The 20,978-nt window shown below is 72.2% G+C and carries 19 protein-coding genes; 7 read left to right on the plus strand and 12 right to left on the minus strand.

The window, feature by feature from the left end; genetic code table 11:
* Positions 1–31 precede the first annotated feature (31 nt).
* Positions 32–775 carry a DsbA family oxidoreductase gene (locus tag CLV56_RS07450; RefSeq protein ID WP_039341730.1) on the plus strand — a complete coding sequence of 248 codons (744 nt, stop codon included), beginning with the start codon at positions 32–34 and terminating at the stop codon, positions 773–775.
* Positions 776–862: 87 nt separating this feature from the next.
* Here the strand turns inward: CLV56_RS07450 and purB are convergent, their stop codons facing one another.
* The 3 genes from purB to purD form a co-directional block, all read right to left on the minus strand.
* Positions 863–2,293 (minus strand): adenylosuccinate lyase, encoded by a 1,431-nt coding sequence (gene purB / locus CLV56_RS07455; RefSeq protein ID WP_039341733.1) that lies wholly within the window; start codon positions 2,291–2,293, stop codon positions 863–865.
* Between the two features lie 58 nt (positions 2,294–2,351).
* Complete coding sequence (locus CLV56_RS07460; RefSeq protein ID WP_039341735.1) at positions 2,352–2,786, minus strand: nitroreductase family deazaflavin-dependent oxidoreductase; 435 nt, start codon at positions 2,784–2,786, stop codon at positions 2,352–2,354.
* Between the two features lie 109 nt (positions 2,787–2,895).
* On the minus strand, positions 2,896–4,158 hold the full coding sequence (gene purD / locus CLV56_RS07465; RefSeq protein ID WP_039341737.1) for a phosphoribosylamine--glycine ligase: 1,263 nt from the start codon (positions 4,156–4,158) through the stop codon (positions 2,896–2,898).
* A 153-nt stretch (positions 4,159–4,311) separates the two neighbouring features.
* Here purD and CLV56_RS07470 point away from each other — a divergent pair, with 153 nt between their 5' ends.
* From CLV56_RS07470 to CLV56_RS07480, 3 genes are read left to right on the plus strand one after another with little or no spacing between them, the layout of a single operon-like run.
* Positions 4,312–5,259, plus strand: coding sequence for an AurF N-oxygenase family protein (locus CLV56_RS07470; RefSeq protein ID WP_100414620.1), 948 nt, complete (start codon positions 4,312–4,314; stop codon positions 5,257–5,259).
* Positions 5,256–5,627, plus strand: coding sequence for a DUF4873 domain-containing protein (locus CLV56_RS07475; RefSeq protein ID WP_157805104.1), 372 nt, complete (start codon positions 5,256–5,258; stop codon positions 5,625–5,627). The genes CLV56_RS07470 and CLV56_RS07475 overlap by 4 nt, the downstream gene beginning before the upstream one ends.
* Before the next feature lie 33 nt (positions 5,628–5,660).
* On the plus strand, positions 5,661–8,759 hold the full coding sequence (locus tag CLV56_RS07480; RefSeq protein WP_100414622.1) for a hypothetical protein: 3,099 nt from the start codon (positions 5,661–5,663) through the stop codon (positions 8,757–8,759).
* On the opposite strand, the gene CLV56_RS07485 is transcribed toward CLV56_RS07480, so the two are convergent.
* Together CLV56_RS07485 and CLV56_RS07490 are read right to left on the minus strand one after the other, a co-directional pair.
* A complete protein-coding gene (locus tag CLV56_RS07485) occupies positions 8,722–9,486 on the minus strand; it encodes a maleylpyruvate isomerase N-terminal domain-containing protein (RefSeq protein WP_100414623.1) in 765 nt (254 codons plus the stop codon). The two genes, CLV56_RS07480 and CLV56_RS07485, sit on opposite strands and share 38 nt — an antisense overlap.
* 296 nt (positions 9,487–9,782) lie before the next feature.
* Positions 9,783–11,078 (minus strand): adenylosuccinate synthase, encoded by a 1,296-nt coding sequence (locus CLV56_RS07490; protein ID WP_245857685.1) that lies wholly within the window; start codon positions 11,076–11,078, stop codon positions 9,783–9,785.
* Between the two features lie 109 nt (positions 11,079–11,187).
* Here CLV56_RS07490 and CLV56_RS07495 point away from each other — a divergent pair, with 109 nt between their 5' ends.
* Positions 11,188–12,123, plus strand: coding sequence for a diacylglycerol/lipid kinase family protein (locus CLV56_RS07495; RefSeq protein WP_170224764.1), 936 nt, complete (start codon positions 11,188–11,190; stop codon positions 12,121–12,123).
* Between the two features lie 205 nt (positions 12,124–12,328).
* Here the strand turns inward: CLV56_RS07495 and CLV56_RS07500 are convergent, their stop codons facing one another.
* The 6 genes from CLV56_RS07500 to CLV56_RS07525 all read right to left on the minus strand — a co-directional run bounded on the left by CLV56_RS07500 (position 12,329) and on the right by CLV56_RS07525 (position 17,415).
* Positions 12,329–12,727 (minus strand): DUF3151 domain-containing protein, encoded by a 399-nt coding sequence (locus CLV56_RS07500; protein ID WP_039341743.1) that lies wholly within the window; start codon positions 12,725–12,727, stop codon positions 12,329–12,331.
* 37 nt (positions 12,728–12,764) lie between these two features.
* Positions 12,765–13,784: a class II fructose-bisphosphate aldolase gene (gene fbaA, locus CLV56_RS07505; RefSeq protein ID WP_039341746.1), complete on the minus strand. Its 1,020-nt coding sequence runs from the start codon at positions 13,782–13,784 to the stop codon at positions 12,765–12,767.
* Between the two features lie 69 nt (positions 13,785–13,853).
* A complete protein-coding gene (locus CLV56_RS07510; protein WP_039341749.1) occupies positions 13,854–15,203 on the minus strand; it encodes an FAD-dependent oxidoreductase in 1,350 nt (449 codons plus the stop codon).
* 182 nt (positions 15,204–15,385) lie between these two features.
* On the minus strand, positions 15,386–15,988 hold the full coding sequence (locus CLV56_RS07515; RefSeq protein ID WP_100414625.1) for a TrmH family RNA methyltransferase: 603 nt from the start codon (positions 15,986–15,988) through the stop codon (positions 15,386–15,388).
* A 14-nt stretch (positions 15,989–16,002) separates the two neighbouring features.
* A complete protein-coding gene (gene pyrE / locus CLV56_RS07520) occupies positions 16,003–16,542 on the minus strand; it encodes an orotate phosphoribosyltransferase (protein ID WP_039341752.1) in 540 nt (179 codons plus the stop codon).
* Between the two features lie 189 nt (positions 16,543–16,731).
* The gene (locus tag CLV56_RS07525) at positions 16,732–17,415 is read right to left on the minus strand and encodes a class E sortase (protein WP_245857687.1); all 684 of its coding nucleotides are present in this window, start codon (positions 17,413–17,415) and stop codon (positions 16,732–16,734) included.
* Between the two features lie 38 nt (positions 17,416–17,453).
* Here CLV56_RS07525 and CLV56_RS07530 point away from each other — a divergent pair, with 38 nt between their 5' ends.
* Together CLV56_RS07530 and CLV56_RS07535 are read left to right on the plus strand one after the other, a co-directional pair.
* Complete coding sequence (locus CLV56_RS07530; protein ID WP_039341754.1) at positions 17,454–18,611, plus strand: pyridoxal phosphate-dependent aminotransferase; 1,158 nt, start codon at positions 17,454–17,456, stop codon at positions 18,609–18,611.
* A 90-nt stretch (positions 18,612–18,701) separates the two neighbouring features.
* Entirely contained in the window at positions 18,702–20,138 is a 1,437-nt protein-coding gene (locus CLV56_RS07535; protein WP_039341757.1) for a hypothetical protein, read from the plus strand.
* On the opposite strand, the gene CLV56_RS07540 is transcribed toward CLV56_RS07535, so the two are convergent.
* Positions 20,125–20,946: a CPBP family intramembrane glutamic endopeptidase gene (locus CLV56_RS07540; RefSeq protein WP_100414626.1), complete on the minus strand. Its 822-nt coding sequence runs from the start codon at positions 20,944–20,946 to the stop codon at positions 20,125–20,127. The two genes, CLV56_RS07535 and CLV56_RS07540, sit on opposite strands and share 14 nt — an antisense overlap.
* Positions 20,947–20,978 lie beyond the last annotated feature (32 nt).

Consider the following 20,978-nt stretch of genomic DNA (forward strand, 5'->3'; position numbering starts at 1 on the left):
CGCGGCGGGGCCCTGTGCCTACGGTGGAGGCATGACCTCGAACAACCTCCGCTTCTACTTCGACCCGGTGTGCCCGTTCTGCTGGTTGACCAGCAAGTGGATCCGGATGGTGCAGGCCGAGCGTGGCTTCGCCGTCGAGTGGCGGTTCATCTCGCTGCGGCTGATCAACGCCCACGTCGACTACGACGCGCACTTCCCGCCCGAGTACGAGGCCGGTCACACCGCGGGCCTGCGTCTGCTGCGCGTCGCCGCCCGTACCCGCGCCGAGCACGGCCCGGAGGCGCTGGACCGGCTCCAGGCCGCACTCGGGGCGCACATCTTCGACACGCCCCCGCCGTCCGGGGCGACGGACGGCGAGAACAGGGAGCGCCGCGGCACGCGGGAGTTCGTCGAGCCGATCCTGCGCGATGCGGGGCTGCCGGCCGAGCTGGCCGACGCGCTCGACGACGAGGCCTGGGACGCCGAGATCCGCGCCGACGGCGAGGAGGCGCTCGCGCTCACCGGCAAGGACGTCGGCACGCCGATCATCCACTTCGAGCCGCCGGACGGCGTCGCGTTCTTCGGGCCCGTGATCAGCCGGCTCCCCGAGCAGGGCGAGGCGGCCGAGCTCTGGGACCACGTGCTCGCCCTGGCCCGGTTCCCCGGCTTCGCCGAGCTGAAGCGCAGCCTGCGCGAGCGACCGCAGCTGGTCGGGTTCGGGGTCGAGCCCGGCGCCGTCGGCAAGCAGGAGGACTGGCACGGCGGCAGCCGCCGGCAGAGGAGTGAACGCGGATGACCCCCTTCCCGCTGTGTGGCCGCAGCCCCGTTCTCGGATGGGCGGAACCGGGCTGACGGCACACAGCGCGAAGGAGAGGCACCGACGTCAGAGGATGTCGCCGGGACCGTACGCGGCCGCGTCGGGATAGCGCGCGGTGAGCTCGCCGACCTTCGCGACCACGGCCTCGACCTGCGGCACCGCCGCGCCCGTGAACGACAACGGCTCGGCGACCAGCGCCTCGAGATCCGACTCGGTGAGACCGAGCCGCGAGTCGGCCCCGAGCCGGGCGAACAGGTCGTTCTCGTTCGTCCCCTTCTCCCGCATCTCCAGCGCGACCGCGACCGCGTGCTCCTTGATCGCCTCGTGCGCGCTCTCCCGGCCGACACCGTGCCGCACCGCCGCCATCAGCACCTTCGTCGTCGCGAGGAACGGCAGGTAGCGGTCGAGCTCGCGCTGCACCACCGCCGGGAACGCGCCGAACTCGTCGAGCACCGTCAGGAACGTCTCGAACAGCCCGTCGCACGCGTAGAACGCATCCGGCAGCGCGACCCTCCGTACGACCGAGTCCGACACGTCGCCCTCGTTCCACTGGTCGCCGGCGAGCTCGCCGAGCATCGCGAGGTTGCCGCGCAGCACGACCGCGAGCCCGTTGACGCGCTCGGCGGAGCGGGAGTTCATCTTGTGCGGCATCGCCGACGAGCCGACCTGCCCGGGCTTGAAGCCCTCGGTCACGAGCTCGTTGCCGGCCATCAGCCGGATGGTGGTCGCGAGGTTGGACGGGGCCGCGACGAGCTGGACCAGCGCGCTGACGGCGTCGAAGTCCAGCGAACGCGGGTAGACCTGGCCGACGCTGGTGAGGACGTTCGCGAAGCCGAGGTGCTCGGCGACCCGCTGCTCGAGGCGCGCGAGAGCGTCGCGGTCGCCGCCGAGCAGGTCGAGCTGGTCCTGCGCGGTGCCGACCGGGCCCTTGATGCCGCGCAGCGGATAGCGCGCGATCAGCTCCTCGAGCCGCTGCACCGCCACCAGCATCTCGTCGGCCACGGTCGCGAACCGCTTCCCCAGCGTCGTCGTCTGCGCCGCGACGTTGTGGCTGCGCCCCGCCATCACCAGCGCCTCGTGCTCCGCGGCGCGCGCGGCCAGACGCGCGAGCACGGCCACCGCGCGGTCCCGTACGAGCTCGAGCGCCGAGCGGATCTGGAGCTGCTCGACGTTCTCGGTCAGGTCGCGCGAGGTCATGCCCTTGTGGACGTGCTCGTGCCCGGCGAGTGCGTTGAACTCCTCGATCCGCGCCTTCACGTCGTGCCGCGTCACCCGCTCACGCGCGGCGATCGAGTCGAGGTCGATGCGGTCGACCACCGCCTCGTACGCCTCGATCACGCCGGCGGGCGTCTCGATGCCGAGATCGCGCTGGGCCTCCAGGACCGCGATCCAGAGCCGTCGTTCGAGCACGATCTTGTGCTCCGGCGACCAGAGGCGGGCCATCTCGGGCGAGGCGTAGCGGTGGGCGAGCACGTTCGGAGTCGTCACACGCCCCATTGTCCCAGGTCGCCGCCAGCGCCCGTCGCTCCGTGGGGACGAGCGTGCGTACCGCCTGCTACTCGGCCGGCTCGGCGAGCAGGACCGGGATCAGACGGTCGGTCTTCGTCTGGTACTCGGCGTACGGCGGGTACGCCTCCACCGACCGGTCCCACCACACCGCGCGCTCGTCCCCGGACAGCTCGCGGACGCGCATCGTCTGCTTCTCGAAGCCGTCCTGGACGTCGATCACCGGGTCGTCGACGAGGTTGAGGTACCAGGTCGGGTGCTCGGGCGCCCCTCCCTTCGACGCGACCAGCGCGTACGCCCCGTCGTGCTCGACCCGCATCACGCCGGTCTTGCGGAGCTTGCCGCTCTTGCGCCCCCGGAAGGTGATGATCACGATCGGTCGGCCGTACGGAGGGTTCTCGACGGTGCCGGTGCGCTCCATCTCCTCGATGTGCTGCGCGACCCAGCCCTGCGGATTCGGCTCGTACTCCCCTTGCAGTGCCATGCGCCCAGTCTGCCTCGCAATCCGCCCCGACCGCGATTCGTCGAGTTCCGGTCGGAGCTGGGGGTCCGAATCACACCGCAACGCGACGAATCGGGGTCGGGCGGGAAGCTCAGGCGCCGGCGGCCGCAGCGGCGATGTCGCGGCGGGAGAAGCCGCCGTCGATCACGACCAGATCCACCCCTGCGTACGCGCGCCGGCGGGCGTCGGCGAGATCGGTGCCGGTCGCCGTCACAGCCAGGACGCGACCACCCGCGGTGACCAGCTGGCCGTCGGCGTCGAGCGCGGTCCCGGCGTGGATCACGTCGACGCCGTCGAGCGCGTCGGCAGCATCCACCCCCGTGATCCGGTCGCCCTTGCGCGGCGACGCCGGGTAGCCCTGTGCCGCGACCACCACGGTGACCGCCGCGCCGTCGCGCCACACGGGCAGACCGACCTCGGCGAGCGTGCCGGTCGCGGCGCCGTGCAACAGCGCCGACAGCGGCGTCTCGAGCAGCGCGAGCAGCGCCTGGGTCTCCGGATCGCCGAAGCGTGCGTTGAACTCGACCACCCGTACGCCCCGGCTGGTCAGCGCCAGCCCCGCGTACAGCAGGCCGGTGAACGGTGTCCCGCGACGCGCCATCTCGTCGACGGTCGGCTGGAGCACGCGAGCCGTCACCTCGGCGACGAGGTCGTCGGGCGCCCACGGCAGGGGGGTGTACGCGCCCATGCCGCCGGTGTTCGGGCCGGCGTCGTCGTCGTAGGCGCGCTTGAAGTCCTGGGCCGGCTGGAGCGGGACCACGGTCGCGCCGCCCGCCTCGCTGTAGCCGCACAGCGCGAACAGCGACACCTCCGGCCCGTCGAGGAACTCCTCGATCACGACCCGGTCGCACCCCTGCGCGTGCGCGAGCGCCGCGTCGCGGTCCTCGGTGACGACGACGCCCTTGCCGGCGGCGAGCCCGTCGTCCTTCACGACGTACGGCGGCCCGAACGCGTCGAGCGCGGCCTCGGCCTCCTCGGCGGTCTCGCAGACGCGGGCCATCGCCGTCGGCACCTCGGCCGCCGCCATCACCTGCTTGGCGAACGCCTTCGACCCCTCCAGCGCGGCGGCTTCGCCCGACGGTCCGAAGACCGCGATCCCGCGATCCCGGACCGCATCCGCGACCCCGGCGACCAGCGGTGCCTCCGGCCCGACCACCACGAGGTCGACGCCCAGACCTTCGGCGAGGTCGGCGACCGCCTCCCCGTCGAGCGGGTCGACGTCGTGGAGCGCGGCGACGGCGGCGATCCCCGGGTTCCCGGGTGCGGCGTGCACCTCGTCGACGGACGGGTCGCGGGAGAGGGCGAGCGCCAGCGCGTGCTCGCGGCCGCCGGTGCCGATCACGAGGGTCTTCACGGGCGACCAGCCTACGGGGTCGCGCGGCCGAGGCGGGGATGCGTCTCGAAGCGACCCGTGACAACGTGACACACTCACTGTTACATTGCGATTGACCGATGCTGTCACCCCCCGTTCACGCCGCTGCACGCGGCGCCGAGGAGGCCGATCGAGATGACCGTGACCGAGACCCGTCACGCGCACACCGACGCCGAGCGGATCGCCGCCCAGCGCGAGGAGTCCGGTCGCCGGCTGCTCCGATCCGCGGCGACCCTGTCCTACGACCCGCTCGTCGACCTCGACTGGGACGCCCCGCTCGATCCGGACCGGTTCTACGTCCCGCCGCACCGCATCTCGCTGTACGGCACGCCGCTGTGGGACTCGATGTCGCTCGAGCAGCGGATCGACCTCTCGCGCTACGAGCTCGCGAGCGTCGCCTCGATGGGGATCTGGTTCGAGACGATCCTCATGCAGATGCTGATCCGCCGGACCTACGACGCCGACCCGACGAGCGCGAACGTCCAGTTCAGCTACACCGAGATCGGCGACGAGTGCCGCCACTCGGTGATGTTCGGCAAGCTGATCGACAAGGTCGGCGCCCGCTACTACCGACCGGGCACGCTGCTCCACGCCGGCGGACGGTTCCTCAAGACCACCTCGAACGGCGCGATGTGCTTCGCCGGGGCCCTGTTCGTCGAGGAGATCCTCGACCAGCTCCAGCGTGAGGCCGCCGCGGACGAGTCGCTGCAGCCGCTGGTCCGCGGCGTCTCGCACGTCCACGTCGTGGAGGAGGCGCGGCACATGCGCTTCGCGCGGGAGGAGGCCGCGATCGAGTACGCCGCCCAGGGCCCCGTCACGAAGCGCCGCTCACGGTTCGTGATCGCCGCCGCCGCCTACCTGTCCTCGGTCCACCTGATCCACCCCCGGGCCTACGCCGACGCGGGCCTGGACCCGAAGCACGCCTGGAAGGTGGCGCGCGCCAACCCGCACGCCCGTGCGACCCGCGCCTGGGCGGCCCGCCGGGTCCGGGCGAGCCTGGAGGACATCGACATGATCGGCGGTCCGAGCGCGACGCTGTGGCGCCGTGCGGGGCTGCTCGACGACGTCGAGGCAGCTGCGTGAGCCACGGCGACGCCGTACGCGGCGGGCTCGGCGACCAGCACGAGGTGCACGAGTCCGAGGTCGCCGCGTACCGCGGGCCGTGCGTGCTCGTCGCCCCGGACCGCGGGGACGGCGCACCGGAGCCGGTGACGGCTCAGGTGACGCTCTCCGGGTTCGTCCAGCCGATCGACGGTGCCTACCACTGGCAGGGCCGGCTCCAGCCCGACGAGCAGGTGACCGCGCTGGCCGCACGGGTCGGGCGCAAGCCGCTCGCCGTCCACCTCCCGGGTGGCGATCCCGTCACCGCGCGGCTGGGCGAGCGCAATCCCTGGGGCGGGTACCGGATCAGCGGCACCGGCACGCCCCCGTACATCTCGCCGGAAGACTGACCGACCCCGCGCTCCACACCGTACGATCCTCCGGTGCCCCCCGAAGCCGAGCCGCGCCGTCCCCGGCGTCTCCTCACGGCCCTGCTGCTCGTCGTTCTGATCGGCGCGCTGCTCGCGACGGGGGCAGGCGTCGCCGCGGTGCTCGACGACGCGCTCGGCATCGCGAACACCCCGGCGGACATCCCGGCCGAGGACCCCACGGCAGCGCCCGAGCGGGTCGCGTCGCCTCTCCCGACGCTGGACGTCGTCACGTATCCGGCTGACGACGTGCCGATCGCCGCCGCTGCCGAGGACCTGTCCGACGCGATCGCCGAACGGGGCGGCGCACCGCCGCGCCTGGAGACGTACGACCCCGAGCGCGGCGGCGCGGCGCGCCCGGCGGCCGACGGCGAGGCGACGCTGCTGGTGACGGTGGGGACGATCCCCGCCGACCCGAGCCCCGAGGCGTACCGGCTCACGACGACCTCCGGCGACCACAGCCTCGAGACGGCCACCACCGCCGGCGCCGTCGTCGCGGTGCAGACCTACGCCGACCGCATCCGGTCGGCGCGGCCGGCCTTCCCCACGTCCGAGGACGGCACGGTGACCGCGCCGCGGATGGGCACGCGACTCATCGACGCCGGCGCCGTCGGGTTCGACGACGACCCCGCACGGTTCGCGGAGGGCGACGACTACTCGCTCAACACCGACGTCGTCGCCTCCGCCGTCCTGCCGGACGCGCCGTACGTCGACGCAGCTGCCGTCGACGACATCGCGCAGCAGTTCCACGACCTCGTCGACCACGCGCTCTCCCGCGGCTACAACGGCGTCGTGGTGCCCGGGTTCCTCGAGTACGTGACCTTCCGCGACGTCGGCGACGGCCACGCCGTCTACCCCGAGGGCGACCCGCACGTCGCACGCGCCGAGGCGATGGTCGACGCGTTCGCGCCGGTCTGGCAGTACGCGGCCGACCAGGGCCTGCAGGTGTACTTCCTCACCGACATGCTCGCGGTCTCCCCGCCGCTGCGCGACTACCTCGACGCGCAGGGCCACGCGATCGACGACCCGGCGTTCTGGACCGTCTACCAGGCGGGGATGCGCGAGCTGCTCGAGGCGATGCCGTTCGCGTCCGGCACGATGATCCGCGTCGGGGAGGGCGGTTCGGCGTACGCGCTGGACGGCTGGGACTACTCCTCCGAGCTCGCCGTGACCACGGCACCCGCCGTACGGACGATGCTGCGCGCGCTCCTCGAGGTCGCCGACGAGACCGACGTCGACGTGATCTTCCGGACCTGGACGGTCGGGGTCGGCCCGGTCGGTGACCTGCACACCAACCCCGCCTCGTACGACGCGGTGCTCGGCGATCTCGACGACCCGCACCTCGTGGTGTCGACGAAGCTCGTCGCCGGCGACTTCTACAGCCACCTCCCGCTGAACCCGACGCTCGAGCGCGGCACCCAGCGACGGATCGTCGAGCTGCAGGCACGCCGCGAGTTCGAAGGGCTCGGGGCGCTGCCCGACGACCTGGGCGACCTCACGCAGACCGCGCTGGACCACTTCCTCGACGCGAACCCGAACGTCGAGGGCGTCTGGACGTGGGCGCAGGGCGGCGGCCCGCTGTACGCAGGCCCGCGCTCGCTGTACCTGCGCGACGGGTTCTGGCAGCTCGCGGACCTGAACGTCTACGTCGCCGGCCGGCTCGCCGCCGATCCCGGCACCGACCCCGGCGAGGCCACCGCGGACTGGGTGCGGCAGACCTTCTCCGCCGACCCGCAGACGGTGCGGACACTCGGCGAGGCGTTCGCCCTGTCGCGGGAGGCGATCACCGACGGCCTCTACATCGGCCCCTACGCAGACCAGAGCGTCAAGGCCCTCGGCCTCGAACCGCCGCCGATGATGTGGATCTTCGAGTGGGACCTCGTCACCGGCGACAGCGCGTCGCTCGGCGCGATCTACCACGTCTCGCGCGACGCGATCGACGAGGCGATCGCGGAGGGCGAGCAGGCAGCGCAGGCGGCGTCGAGGATGCGGCTGCTGGTCGAGGACACCGACCCGGCGACCTGGCGCGACCCCGCTCTGCGCCAGGAGCTCGTCGACAACCTCGCGTACGAGGAGAACCTCGTCGCCACCCTCACCGCGTACCGCGCCACCGTGCTGCGCCACCGCCAGTGGCTCGACACCGGATCGTCCGAGGCCCGGACCGCGTGGGAGGACGCGCGCGCGACGTACGAGACCGAGCGCGCCGCGCACGTCGCGCGCTACGGCGACGACCTCGACCAACCGGCGTACAACTTCACGGCGGCCGAGATCGGGACCGTCCGGGCCGACCGCGACCCGGCGATGGCCTGGGCCGCGCGGGTGCTCCTCGCCCTCGTCGTGGTCGTCGGCGCCCTCGCGCTGGCGCTGCGCCGGCGCCGGGCACCCGGTATCGCGGCGGTCCGCGCGCTCGGGATCGGCGCGGTCGCACCCTGGCGGCTGCGCGGGCCCGCGCCGACGCGCATCGACGCGATCGCGGTGTGGGCGTTGCCGGCGGCGCTGCTGGTCGCGAGCCGCGCGACGCTCACATGGTTCGCGGCGCCGGCGCACCTGCTGGTCACGCTCGGCTCGTGGCTGCTGTTCGTCGGGGTCGCGCGACTGCTCGTCGGGCGACGCGACCCGTACGCGCTCTGGGCGGCGCTGGGCGGCGTCGCGGTGCTGCGGACGGTCGTGCTGCTGCTCGCGCTGATCCTGCGCGGGCCCGGTCGCTACTGGCTGGAGTTCTGGACCGACCCCGAGGCGCGCAGTCTGTACGTGACGATCGCGTTCGCGGCGTTCTGCTGGCTCTTCGTGGCGGCGACCGTGGTGCTGCGGAACGCGTACGGCCTCGGGTGGGCCGGCGGGAGCGGCCGGGTGCTGCTCGCGGCGGCGGCGCCGCTGCTGGTCCTCGGGGCTCTCGTCGGCGCGGTCGGCCTCGAGGACGCGCTGACCGTGTGGAACGACCAGATGGCGCTGCTGCCGTGGGGCCTGTCGCGCATCCTCGGGATCACGGTGCACCTGGGGATCCCCACGTGGCTGCCGTGGGCGGCCTGCGGACTGGGCGCCGCGCTCGCGCTCCTCGGCGCCGGCGTCCTGGCGCTCACCAGGTCACGCGGTGCGCCTCCCGCCAACGCCTGAGCAGGTCCGGGTCGCCGTCGACTTCGAGGTCGTCGCAGCGGTTCCACAGGGCGAGGTCGAGCGCGGTCACGGTGCCGGAGAACGTCGCGTCGGCCGCGTCCGGGTCGGCTCCGGCGGTGATCGCGAGGCGCTCGCCGACGTGGATCGTCCAGGACGCCGGCACATCGGTCGGGACGACAGCGATGGTCTCGTCGCCGCCGGCGAACATCCGCGACGGGCGCCGGGTCAGGAAACCGCGGAGCAGCTCGTCGATCCCGTCGGCCGCCACGTCGGCCTCGAGCGCGACCTCGTCAGCGCGAGGCGTACGACCGAGCGCGGCCGCGACCGCGTCCACGGCGTGCACCGTCGTCTCGTGGCACTGCCGCCGGGCCCAGAAGATCCGCGCCGGCGGCGGGTCCGCCAGGAACACGTACGCCTCGAGGTCGTCGCTCGCCTCGCCGATCGCGTCGAGCAGCGGGTCGACCCCGGCGAGGAGGTAGCCGACCGGATCGGCTCCCGCCGCGGACCGCGCCTCCTCCTCGGTCGGCTCGTCGTGCGGCCGGCCGGCGAGGTGACCCGTCGCCCACCGGTGCACCATCGCCTGGTGTGCGAGCAGGTCGGCGACCGTCCAGCCGGGACAGGTCGGCACCGGTGTCGCGAGTCCGGCGCGGCCCGCCTCCGAGGCGAGCAGGTCGGCGGCGGCACGGATCTGCGCGGCGTAGCGGTCGACGGCGAGCAGCTCGGTCATGCGCGCATCCTGTCAGGCCTGACGGTCTGCCCAGCCAACTGGGGAGACCATCACCTGGCCCGGGAAACCATCAGGGCCCGGTGCGAAACTCCGTAGCCGGCTACGGAGACCTGTCAGGCCTGACGGTCTGCCCAGCCAACTGGGGAGACCATCACCTGGCGCGGGAAACCATCAGGGCCCGGTGCGGAACTCCGTAGCCGGCTACGGAGACCGCCACCGGGCGAACCGGAGTTACGGAGACCGCCACCGGCGAACCGGAGTGCCGGAGACCGCCACAGACCGGTCGCGCAGCGGACTCAGACCAGGTCGTGCAGCACGACCGCCTGGTCGCGACCCGGGCCGACGCCGATCACCGAGATCCGCGACCCGGACAGCTCCTCGACCCGGCGTACGTAGGCCTGCGCGTTGACCGGCAGATCCTCGAACGAACGGGCGTCCGAGATGTCCTCGTCCCAGCCCGGCAGCTCCTCGTACACGGGCGTGGCGTGGTGGAAGTCGGTCTGGTTCACCGGCATCTCGTCGTGCCGCACCCCGTCGACGTCGTAGGCGACGCAGACGGGGATGGTCTCGAGACCCGTGAGGACGTCGAGCTTGGTGAGCACGAAGTCGGTCACGCCGTTGACCCGTGCGGCGTAGCGCGCGACGACCGCGTCGTACCAGCCGCACCGGCGCGGACGACCCGTCGTCGTGCCGTACTCGCCGCCCGCATCGCGGAGGAAGTCGCCGGAGTCGTCGAACAGCTCGGTCGGGAACGGACCCTCGCCGACGCGGGTGGCGTAGGCCTTGACGATCCCGATCACGCGCTCGATCGCCGTCGGAGCGATCCCCGACCCGGTCGCCGCGCCGCCGGCGGTCGCCGAGGAGGAGGTCACGAACGGGTACGTGCCGTGGTCGACGTCGAGCATCGTCGCCTGCCCGGCCTCGAGCAGCACGACCTTGTCGTCGGTCAGTGCCTCGTGCAGCAGCAGCCCGGTGTCCGCGACGTACGGAGCGAGCCGGTCGGCGTACGACAGCAGGTCGTCGACGACCTCCTCGACGGTCACGGCACGGCGGTTGTAGACCTTGGTGAGGATCTGGTTCTTCAGGTCGAGCGCGGCCTCGACCTTCTGGGTCAGGATCTTCTCGTCGAAGAGGTCCTGGACGCGAATCCCCTGGCGGTTCATCTTGTCGGCGTACGTGGGGCCGATGCCCCGCCCGGTCGTGCCGATCTTGCGGGAGCCGAGGAACCGCTCGGTGGTCTTGTCGAGCACCTTGTTGTACTCCGGGATCACGTGGGCGCTCGCACTCACCCGCAGCCGCGAGGTGTCGATCCCGCGCGCCTCGAGCCCGTCGATCTCCTCGAACAGGACACCGACGTCGACGACGACGCCGTTGCCGATCACCGGGACGACCCCCGGGGTGAGGATGCCGCTCGGGAGGAGGTGGAGGGCGTACTTCTCGCTGCCGATCACCACCGTGTGGCCCGCGTTGTTGCCGCCGTTGAACTTCACGACGTAGTCGACGCGGCTGCCGAGCAGGTCGGTCGCCTTCCCCTTCCCCTCGTCACCCCACTGGGCTCCGACGATCACGACTGCGGGCATGGAGGGCACCACCTGCGAACATGCGACAAGCCCCGGATCCTGGGGCTCTTACCGTCGCAGTCTAGCGAACCCGCTGCGGCGGTACGGATGCCCGTGGGGACCGCCGTGGTACACCGATGACATGCCCCAGGTCCTGATCGTCGCGAACGCGACCGCCGGCAGCGCCGACGACGAGGTGCTCGACTCCGCCGTCGGGCTGCTGCGCGCTCGTGGAGACGTCGACGTGGTCCGCACCGGTGGACCGGACGAGCTGCAGGCGGCGCTGCGAGAGCGTCCCGCCGTGGACGTGGTGGTCGCAGCCGGCGGCGACGGGTCGCTGCACGCGCTGATCGCGGCGCTGCACACGCTGGACCGGCTCGGCGACGTCGTCGTCGGGCTGCTGCCGCTCGGGACCGGCAACGACTTCGCCCGCACCCTGGGGCTCGACGAGGATCCGCTGACCGTGGCGGCCGCCATGCTCGACGCCGACCCGGTCCCGCTCGATCTCGCGGTCGACGACGACGGCGGGGTGGTCGTCAACGCCCTGCACGTCGGCGTCGGCGCGGAGGCCACCCGTGCCGCGGAGCCGCTGAAGAAGTGGCTCGGCCCGCTCGGCTACCCGGTCGGGGCGCTGCGGCGCGGCCTGTTCGGACCCGCGCGGACCATGACGGTGGCGGTCGACGGCCGTGTCCTCGACGGCGGCGACGACGTGATCCAGGTGGCGGTCGGGGTGGGCCGGTTCGTCGGCGGCGGGACGCCGTTGCTCCCCGAGGCCGACCCGACCGACGGGCTGCTGGACGTGACGATCTCGCACGCGGCCCGGTTCGGGCGGCGGGTCGCGTACGGGCTGAAGATGCTCCGGGGCACCCATACGAGGCTTCGCGACACGGTCAGCGTGCGCGCCCGCGAGGTGACGATCAGCGGGCGTGACCTGGTGTGGAACGTCGACGGCGAGACCGGCGACGGGCTGCGCGAGCGGACCTGGCGGCTGCAGCACGGCGCGTACCGGATGCTCGTGCCCGCCGGCGGGGGCGACGGCACCGGCCCGGACCTCGCCACGACACGAGAAGCGGATTAATCGGACATATTGCGGAGGACGCGAACTCGCGCAACAATAGGTCCAGTGGCAGTGGCCGCGACGGAGTCTACCGGGGGATGACTCCAGTCCGCGGCCACTGCTTCGCTTTGTGGGGTTTCGACAGGCTCAACCGGCGCGGAAGGGCGGCTCAACCGGCGCGGAAGGGCGGCTCAACCGGCGCGCAGGGGCGGCCATCCGAAGGGCGTCAGCCGCCGATCAGGGTGTCGTAGCCCTCGCGGCTGGACTCGCGGAGGAACTCCCGGCAGCGGTGCGCCTCCTCGTCGTCACCGATCCGCTCCGACGCCGTCGCGAGTGCGGCCAGCGCCCGAAGGAACCCCTGGTTGCCGGGGTGCGACCACGGGACCGGCCCGTGGCCCTTCCAGCCGTTGCGCCGCAGCGCGTCCAGCCCGCGGTGGTAGCCGGTCCGCGCGAACGCGTACGCCACGACGTCGTCGTCGGACGCGAGCGCCTCCTCGGCGCAGCGCGCCCACGCGAGGCTGGAGGCCGGGTGGGCCCGCGCGACCTCCTGCGGGGTGCCGACGGCCGAGGCTGCCGGGTCGTCGGGAAGGAGGGTCTCCGGGGGCTCGCCGAGAAGGTTCGTCATGCGCCCACCGTAACGCCGCGGCCGGAGCGCGCCGCCGTCAGAGCTTCGTCCCGGTGGAGGACAGGTTCGAGCAGGCCTCGACGACCCGCGCCGCCATCCCGGCCTCGGCCGCCTTGCCCCAGGCGCGGGGGTCGTACGTCTTCTTGTTGCCGACCTCGCCGTCGACCTTCAGCACCCCGTCGTAGCTGCGGAACATGTGGTCCGCGACCGGGCGGGTGAAGGCGTACTGGGTGTCGGTGTCGACGTTCATCTTGATCACGCCGTACGAGACCGCCTCGGCGATCTCCTCGGCGCTCGAGCCGGAGCCGCCGTGGAATACGAAGTCGAACGCGCGCTCCTGGCCGTACTTCTCGGCGACGGCCTTCTGCGCGACGTCGAGCACGGACGGGCGCAGCTTGACGTTGCCGGGCTTGTAGACGCCGTGCACGTTGCCGAAGGTGAGTGCGGTCAGGTAGCGGCCCTTGTCGCCGGTCCCGAGCGCCTCGACGATCGCGAGGGCGTCGTCGGGCGAGGTGTAGAGCTTCTCGTTGATGGCGTTCTCGACGCCGTCCTCTTCGCCGCCGACGACACCGACCTCGATCTCGAGGACGACCTGGGCCTTCGCGCAGTGCGCGAGCAGGTCCTCGGCGATCTGGAGGTTCTCCTCAAGCGGCACGGCGGAGCCGTCCCACATGTGCGACTGGAAGTACGGCAGGCCGCCGGACGCGACCCGCTCCTCGCTCGCCGCCAGCAGCGGCCGTACGAAGCCGTCGAGCTTGTCCTTCGGGCAGTGGTCGGTGTGCAGCGCGACGTTGATCGGGTACTTCTTCGCGACCTCCTGGGCGAACGCTGCGAACGCGAGCGAGCCGGAGACCATGTCCTTCACGGTCGGACCGGAGAGGTACTCCGCGCCGCCGGTCGAGATCTGGATGATGCCGTCGCTCTCGGCCTCGGCGAACCCGGCGAGCGCGGCGTTCAGCGTCTGCGACGAGCTCACGTTGATGGCGGGGTAGGCGAACGACTCACGCTTCGCCTTGTCCAGCATCTCGGCGTAGACCTCGGGCGTGGCGACCGGCATGGTGACTCCTCATCGACCTGGGGCTGGTCCGGTCATTATCGCAGCCGACGCCGCCGTGGAAAGCCCGGGTCAGAGCACGGACGCGGCCCGGCGAGCGGCCTGCTGGACCGGGTCCCAGACGCTGGAGTACGGCGGGGCGTATCCGAGGTCGGTCATCATCAGGTCGTCGACGGTCATCTCGTTCCACAGCGCGAGTGCGAACGAGTCGATCCGCAGCGCCGACCCTTCACGACCGACGATCTGCGCACCGAGGAGGCGCCGCGAGGGCCGGTCGGCGACGACCCTGATCGTCATGTCCCGGACGCCGGGCATGTAGCCGGCGAACGTCGTCGCCTCGACCGTCACAGGAACCGGCTCGAACCCGGCCTCGGCTGCGTCGGTCTCGCCGAGCCCGGTCAGGGCGATCTCCAGGGTCACCACCTTCGTCATCGCCGTCCCCACGACCCCGGGGAACGCGAGCGGGTGCCCGGCGAGGTTCTTTCCGACGACGACGCCCTGCTTGTTCGCGTGGGTGCCGAGCGGGACGTACGTCGGGCGTCGCGAGACCCGGTGGAACGACTCCACGCAGTCGCCGGCGGCCCACACGTGCCGGTCCGCGTCGACCCGTCCGCGCCCGTCGACCGGCAGTGCGTCCTTGACCCCCAGCGACAGCCCGGCCGCGGCGGCGAGCTCCGTACGGGCCTTGACGCCGGTCCCGAGGATCACGAGATCGGTCTCGATCGTGCCCTGGTCGGTGACCGCGGCCCGCAGCCGCCCGTGCGCGTCGGTCTCGAACGCCGTCACCGTCTCCGACGACCGCACCGTGATCCCGTCGCGGCGCATCTCGTCTGCCACGACCGTCCCGAGCTCCGGGTCCAGGCCGGTCATCGGCTGCGGACTGCGTCCGACGACCACGGTCTCCAGACCACGCCGTACGCACGCCTCGGCCATCTCGAGCCCGATGTAGCCGGACCCGACCACCACGACGTGCTTGGGATCGTGCTCGAGCGCGTCGAGCACCGCGGCGCCCTGGTCGAGGGTCTGGACGCCGTAGATCCCCTCGGCGTCCGCGCCCGGGACCTCGGGGACCTGCGGCTCCGCGCCGGTGGCGATCACGAGCTCGTCGTAGCCGTACGAACGCTCGCCGTCGGCGTCGCGGGCGGTGACCTTGCCGGAGTCGAGATCGAGTCCGGTCACCACGGTCTCGGTCCGGACGTCGATGCCGTTGGCGCGGTGCTCGTCGGGTGTGCGTGCGATCAGGTCGTCGAGCGTCGGGACGTCGCCGGCGATCCAGTACGGGATGCCGCACGCGGAGTACGAGGTCCACGGCTGGCGTTCGAGGACGAGCACGTCAGCGGAGTCGCCGAGGGCGCGCTTGACCGTGGACGCGGCGGACATCCCGGCGGCGTCTCCCCCGACCACGACGATTCTGCGAGGCATGAGGCGAGCCTAGGCGTCACGAGCGAGGCCGGAGCGGAATGCCTCGAGCAGCAGCCGGTTGTCGGCGATGTTCCCGGTCATCTGGCGGAGCAGCGGGCCTTCCGAACGCCATCCGGAGAACCGGCACCGAACCGCGCCGCGTGCTCAGAATCTGATGTGTTCACGTTGCGTGAACACGGTGCTCAGATCTCCGCGTGCTCGCGGATCCAGGCGTGCATCGCGACCGCAGCCGCCGCGCCGACGTTGATCGAGCGCGTCGACCCGAACTGGCTGATCGCGAGGACGCGCGAGCACAGACCGATCATCTCGCTGCTCAGCCCCGGGCCTTCCTGACCGAACACCAGCGCGCACTCCCGCGGCAGCGACGCCCGCTCGATCGGCTCCGCGCCAGGGACGTTGTCGATCGCGACCACCTCGAGGCCCGCCGCATCCGCCCACGTGCCGAACGCGGCCACGTCCGCGTGGTGGCGTACGTGCTGGTACCGGTCGGTGACCATCGCACCGCGGCGGTTCCAGCGCCGCCGGCCGACGATGTGGATCTCGGCCGCGGCGAACGCGTTGGCGGTCCGGACGATCGAGCCGATGTTGTGGTCGTGCTGCCAGTTCTCGATCACGACGTGGAACGGGTGCCGCCGCGTGTCGAGGTCGGCGACGATCGCGTCGAGCGACCAGTAGCGATAGGTGTCGACGACGTTGCGCCGATCGCCGTCGCGCAACAGCTCGGGGTCGTAGCGCGGGTCGTCCGGCCACGGACCGTCCCACGGACCGACACCGACCTCAGTCATGGACTCCGCCGAGCTCAGAGCCCGAGCTCGGACTTGCCGATCGCGAACCGGTAGTCGTACCCGGCTTCGCGCACCCGGTCCGCAGCCCCCGTGTCGCGGTCGACGATCACCGCGACGGCGACCACCTCGGCACCCGCCTCGCGCAGCGCCTCCACGGCCGTGAGCACCGAACCACCGGTGGTCGAGGTGTCCTCGACGGCGACGACCCGACGGCCCTCGACGTCCGGACCCTCGATCCGCCGCTGGAGCCCGTGCGCCTTCTCGGCCTTGCGGACCACGAACGCATCGAGCGGGCGGCCCTGCGCCGCAGCCGCGTGCATCATGGCCATCGCGACCGGGTCGGCGCCCATCGTGAGCCCGCCGACTGCGTCGTAGGAGAGATCGTCGAGCAGGTCGAGCATCACCTTGCCGACCAGCGGGGCGGCCTCGTGGTCGAGCGTCACGCGGCGCATGTCGACGTAGTAGTCGGCCTCCTTGCCGGACGACAGCGTGACGCGCCCGTGCACGACCGCCTTCGCGGTGACCTGACGGACGAGGGCCTCGTGATCGCTCATGGGGCGAGGGTATCGGGGGGACGTCTCGATCGTCGCTCCGCTCCGCCTCGACGAACGAAGCATCGTCGCTCCGCTCCACGGCGGTCGCGTCTCGATCCTCGCTCCGCTCGGCCTCGACGAGCGGAGCTGCCTCCGGTACTCGAGGCACGAGCGCAGCGAGTGATCGAGAGTCGACGAGCGCAGCGCCGGCTACTTCTTCACCGCGCTCTCGAGCTCGCCGAAGACGATGCTGCGCTTGTCGGTGTGGAACAGCTCCGAGCAGGTCACCATCGTGATCAGCTTCTCGGTCGGCTCGGCGTCCGGCGCACCCGGCACGGGGTCCAGCACCCAGCCCTCGGAGAAGTCGAGCTCGCGGTCCGTGCCGTCGTCGCGCAGCACGTAGGTGTAGACGTGGGTGCGCGTCTCGACGACCACCTCGTCGCCGGCCCTCAGCTCGAGGAAGTGCCGGAACGGCTCTCCGTGGGTGACCCGGTGGCCGGCGATCGCGAAGTTGCCGACCCGACCGGGCCGCGCGGTGTCCGGGAACCACCCGACCCCGCTGGCCAGCGACGCGTCGTCGACGCCGCGTACGACCGGCATCACGTAGTCGTCGCCGAAGCGCGGCACGCGCAGCAACGCCATCGCGTCGCCGATCTCCACCGGCTCGGTGGCTCTGACCGGCGCGTCCCACTCGCGTACGAGATCCTGGCGCAGCTCGGCCTGGTGCTGCTTGGAGATGATGTTGGTCCCGAAGTACTGCCAGCCGACGTAGCCGAGCATCCCCACGCCGACGAGCACGAGCACCAGCCCGAGAGCCGTCAGGACACGACCCGTCCGGCTCCGGCGCTTGCTGCGCGGGCCCGGCGGGGCGGGTTCGGTGACCTGTGTGCTCACCTCGTCATTGTCGCACCGACGCCGTAGGGTCGGAGGCGATGAAGTCCACGAGCGCACGCGTGGCCGACCTCGGCACGACGATCTTCGCCGAGATGTCGGCACTGGCGGTCCAGACCGGCGCGGTCAACCTCGGCCAGGGCTTTCCTGACACCGACGGGCCGGCCGACGTGGTCGAGCAGGCGGTGGAGGCGATGCGCGGCGGCGCGAACCAGTACCCGCCCGGCGCCGGCATCCCGGCGCTGCGCGAGGCGATCTCCACCCACCAGAAGACCTGGTACGGCCTCGACGTCGACCCCGACACCGAGATCGCGGTGTCGACCGGCGCGACCGAGGCGATCGCCGCCGCCCTCCTCGGACTCGTCGACCCCGGCGACGAGGTCGTGGTGCTGGAGCCGTACTACGACTCCTACGTGGCGGTGCTCGGCTTCGCCGGTGGCGTGCGCAGGCCGGTGACCCTGCGTCCGCCCGACTTCCGCCTCGACCTCGACGAGCTCCGCGCCGCGGTCGGACCGCGGACCACGACGATGCTGATCAACAGTCCCCACAACCCCACCGGGACGGTGCTCACGCGCGAGGAGCTGACCGCGATCCGCGACCTCGCGGTCGAGCGCGACCTCACGGTGATCACCGACGAGGTCTACGAGCACCTCACGTTCGACGACGTCCCGCACATCCCGCTGGCGACGCTGGACGGCATGCGCGAGCGGACGCTGACGATCTCGAGCGCGGGCAAGTCGTTCTCGTTCACGGGCTGGAAGGTCGGGTGGATGAGCGGTCCGGCGGAGCTGGTCCGCTCGGCGGTGGGCGCGAAGCAGTTCCTGAGCTACACGTCCGGCGCGCCGTTCCAGCCCGCGATCGCGTACGCCCTGGGCCACGACGCCTCCTACTTCGAGCGCTTCGCCGCCATCCTCCAGTCGCGCCGCGACCAGCTCTGCGCCGGGCTGAGCGAGATCGGCTTCACGACGTACGTCCCGCAGGGCACCTACTTCGCGCAGACCGACATCCGCCCGCTGGGGTACGACGACGGGATCGAGTTCTGTCTCGCGCTCCCGAAGACCGCCGGGGTGGTGGCGATCCCGACGCAGGTGTTCTACGACGACGTCGCGACCGGCCGGCCGCTGGTGCGGTGGGCGTTCTGCAAGCAGGAGAGCGTGATCGCGGAGGCGCTCGACCGGCTGTCCGTGCTGGCTCGCTAGGCACCGACAGGCATCGGGCCCGGTGACGTGACGGGGATCACGCGCTAAGGTCACTCCCGTTGACACCCCCGGTCATCCCAGGAGCTCCCGATGCCGCACCTCCCCCAGCGCTCCCTGCGCGTCGCCACCGCCGTCGGCGCCGCCGCACTCGGTCTCGCCCTCGCGGCCCCTGCGTCCGCCGACGGGTCCTTCGGGCCGCTCCCTCCGCAGAACCCGCACACCGCCCCGAACGGCACCGCGACGATGCACGGCGACACCGCGTCGAGCGACACCACCCCGTACGGCAGCCCGGGCACCGGCCGCATCGACGCCGTACGCCGCGGGCTCGCCGCCGCCTGCCCCGCGATCACCGTCGGGGCCGACGGCATGCCCGTCGCGCTGTGCACGGAGGTGCTGGGCCGCACCCCGGTCGTCCACCTGCTGAACCCCGACACGGGGCGGAGCCTGGCGTCGCTGCGGGTCGAGAAGGGCGCGCTGTTCGGTGGCGTCTACGCCTTCCTCGACGATGCGGACCGGCTCGTGCTCGTCGACGGCGACCACAACCTGCTGCGGATCAGCCACCGCAGGACCTGGCTCGGGTGGCGGCTCGAGGTCGCCTCGTCGACGTCGCTGGACGCCGCGATCCCGGACGGAGCCTCGGTCGTCGGCCTGTCGCCGGGCTGGGACGGCGAGGTGTGGTTCGCCGCGAGCGACGGCACCGTCGGCACCGTGGATCCCGACGGGACCGTCCGCACGACCGCGCTCGGCGAGCCGGTCCAGAACAGCATCTCGACCGTCCCCGGGCTGACCGGCGTCGTCACCGAGCACGCCCTGTACGGCGTGAAGCGCGGTGCCGACGGCGCACCGGCTGTGGCGTGGCGCCAGCCGTACGACCGGGGCCCGTCGCGCAAGCCCGGTCAGCTGAGCTGGGGAAGCGGGGCGACGCCGACGTTCTTCGGGCCGGTCGACGGGACCGAGTACGTCGCGATCACCGACAACGCCGCCCCGCACGAGAACCTGATCGTCCGGCGCAGCGCGGACGGCGCCGCGGTCTGCCGCCTGCCCGTGCTGACCGACCACGCCGCCTCCGGCACCGAGGACTCGATGATCGCGTCCGGTCGCAGCATGATCGTCACCAACACCTACGGCTACCCGTACCCGGCGTCGCCGGAGGGTGTCCCCGACCCGGTCCCGGCGACCGCGGACTTCGACGGGGGCATGACCCGGGTGGACGTGAGGGCCGACGGGTCGGGCTGCGACGTCGTGTGGGAGAACGACGTCGCGTCCGCTGCACTGCCGCGGCTGTCCCTCGCCGACGACCTGATCACCACGATCACCGTGGACGGCCCGACCGGGCTGGTCGGGAGTCACACCATCGCCGCCTACTCCTACGCGACCCTCGATCCGCACACCGGGGCGGAGCTGAGCGCGTCGTTCCTGGGACTGGGCCTCGCGTACAACCCGCTCCAGATGACCGGCACGACGGCTGCGAACGGCACGCTCTACCAGGGGACGGAGACCGGGATCGTGCGGATCAGCCGGGACTGATCTCGTCCGCGCCGGCGACCGCCGTCGGGTCCGCCGGTCCGCGGGGCGAGATCCGTCTGCGCCCCGCCAGCAGCACCCCACCGAGCACCAGCAGGAGCAGCGCCTCGTAGGCCAGGGCGTCCGAGAGTGGCGGCTCGGCGTACCCGACACCGCTGCTGAACTGGGCGAAGTCGATCGCGGCGTGCACGACGATCGGCAGCCACAGGCCGCGGCCGACCCGGAGGCACAGATAGAGCAGGTAGCCGCTGACGAAGGCGATCAGGACCTGGCCGAGGGCAGCCCCACCGACGACGACGGCGTTGACCAGGTGGATCGCACCGAACAGGAAGCACGACCAGAACACCGCCCACCCCTCGCGGTAGCGGTCGCGCATCGTCTGGAGCGCGACACCACGGAACAGGAGCTCCTCGCTGACCGCGGTGGACACCATCGCGAGGCCGAAGACCACGACCAGTGACCCTGGCACCTCCGCGAGCTGCCCGTAGTCCGTCACCAGCACGCAGTACACGAGGAGCGAGACCGGAACGACCGCCACCCAGGGCCGCACGCGCCGCGCCTCGTACCAGACCAGCCGCCACCACCCGAGTCGCCAGACGACCAGGGCGAGGATCAGGATGCCGCCGACGTCCATCCCGAGGTCGGACGCGATCGTGCTGCGCACCGTCGCGTACCCGTCGTCCATGTCGTCGAGGTCGAAGACGAAGAGGCCGACGATCTGTGGCAGCAGGAACCACCCGAGGATCAGCACGATCAGGCCGGCCCACCCGAGGCGCCGCCGTCGGTCGGCCCGGTCGCCGGTCTCCGTCATGCCCTGATGGTGGCAGCCCGGACGCGGTCCCG

The sequence above is a fragment of the Mumia flava genome (assembly GCF_002797495.1).
Classification (GTDB): domain Bacteria; phylum Actinomycetota; class Actinomycetes; order Propionibacteriales; family Nocardioidaceae; genus Mumia; species Mumia flava.

Excerpts from the sequence above, each read along its gene's own strand:
- CLV56_RS07510 (WP_039341749.1), bottom strand. The coding sequence starts at position 15,203 with ATGCCTCGCAGAATCGTCGTGGTCGGGGGAGACGCCGCCGGGATGTCC.
- CLV56_RS07540 (WP_100414626.1), bottom strand. The coding sequence starts at position 20,946 with ATGACGGAGACCGGCGACCGGGCCGACCGACGGCGGCGCCTCGGGTGG.
- CLV56_RS07515 (WP_100414625.1), bottom strand. The coding sequence starts at position 15,988 with ATGACTGAGGTCGGTGTCGGTCCGTGGGACGGTCCGTGGCCGGACGAC.
- CLV56_RS07450 (WP_039341730.1), top strand. The coding sequence starts at position 32 with ATGACCTCGAACAACCTCCGCTTCTACTTCGACCCGGTGTGCCCGTTC.
- fbaA (WP_039341746.1), bottom strand. The coding sequence starts at position 13,784 with ATGCCGGTCGCCACGCCCGAGGTCTACGCCGAGATGCTGGACAAGGCG.
- pyrE (WP_039341752.1), bottom strand. The coding sequence starts at position 16,542 with ATGAGCGATCACGAGGCCCTCGTCCGTCAGGTCACCGCGAAGGCGGTC.
- CLV56_RS07460 (WP_039341735.1), bottom strand. The coding sequence starts at position 2,786 with ATGGCACTGCAAGGGGAGTACGAGCCGAATCCGCAGGGCTGGGTCGCG.
- purB (WP_039341733.1), bottom strand. The coding sequence starts at position 2,293 with ATGGGGCGTGTGACGACTCCGAACGTGCTCGCCCACCGCTACGCCTCG.
- CLV56_RS07485 (WP_100414623.1), bottom strand. The coding sequence starts at position 9,486 with ATGACCGAGCTGCTCGCCGTCGACCGCTACGCCGCGCAGATCCGTGCC.
- CLV56_RS07535 (WP_039341757.1), top strand. The coding sequence starts at position 18,702 with ATGCCGCACCTCCCCCAGCGCTCCCTGCGCGTCGCCACCGCCGTCGGC.
- CLV56_RS07470 (WP_100414620.1), top strand. The coding sequence starts at position 4,312 with ATGACCGTGACCGAGACCCGTCACGCGCACACCGACGCCGAGCGGATC.
- CLV56_RS07495 (WP_170224764.1), top strand. The coding sequence starts at position 11,188 with ATGCCCCAGGTCCTGATCGTCGCGAACGCGACCGCCGGCAGCGCCGAC.
- CLV56_RS07500 (WP_039341743.1), bottom strand. The coding sequence starts at position 12,727 with ATGACGAACCTTCTCGGCGAGCCCCCGGAGACCCTCCTTCCCGACGAC.
- CLV56_RS07530 (WP_039341754.1), top strand. The coding sequence starts at position 17,454 with ATGAAGTCCACGAGCGCACGCGTGGCCGACCTCGGCACGACGATCTTC.